The sequence below is a fragment of the Treponema sp. R80B11-R83G3 genome (assembly GCF_054786115.1).
Genome location: NZ_BDHF01000343.1, coordinates 1 through 783, shown reverse-complemented (window position 1 = coordinate 783; position 783 = coordinate 1). Strand labels below are relative to the sequence as shown.

Here is a 783-nt window from a genome sequence, read left to right as displayed (position 1 = left end):
ATAAATCTCTGCACTCAAAACCGTATTCTCGATAACCGGCTGATGTCTTACGGCCATCCTATCAAACCATTTTGGAATTTGTCGGGGATTATCAACACCACCGGCAAGGCTATTGATTGGGCTTGCGATTTGCTCAGGCTCAACTTTGATGAATTTATCGCGCTTGCGAAGGAGAGCAAAAGCGGCTCGGGCGGATTGGTTTTTCTTCCATATCTGGCGGGTGAACGCGCTCCTGTTTGGAATCCGTCTGTAACTGCCGTCTGGAGCGGGATAAGCCTGACTGCCGGACGGCGCGAGTTTGCCAATTCAATACTTGAAAGCATTGGTTTCGCGGTTAGGGACGTGCTTTCCGTTATGGAAGAAACAGGCGTAAAAGCGCGGCAGTTACGGGTGACAGGGGGGCTTGCAGAATGTTCCCTTCTTAATCAGATAAAGGCGGACATTACCGGTGTGGAAGTTATAGAAGGAGCATATAAAGAAGCGGAACTCCTTGGCCTTGCGATAATCGGCAGTTGTTTTTTGGGGAAATTCGCGTCTTTTGCCGAGGCTTCGTCTGTATTTTACCGTATAGAGAGAACTTTTAAGCCAAATTTATATAATACCGACCTTTACAATAATTTATTTTATGAGTATAAAAATATAAGGAATAAACAATTATGAAAAAAATATTAATCGCGCTTTTACTCGTCTCTATGCTTTTTACGGTTGGCTGTACGAAAAAAATTCAATCTAAGGGAAACAATCTTTCCGTTCTGGTTTTTATTACCGGAGTCATCGCAGGAA

General features: G+C 43.8%; 1 protein-coding gene. It reads left to right on the top strand.

Annotated elements, in window-relative coordinates; genetic code table 11:
- A partial coding sequence (locus tag ACYVRH_RS13745) for an FGGY-family carbohydrate kinase (protein ID WP_461257452.1) occupies positions 1–660 on the top strand: 660 nt, incomplete at its 5' end.
- Positions 661–783: the final 123 nt, after the last annotated feature.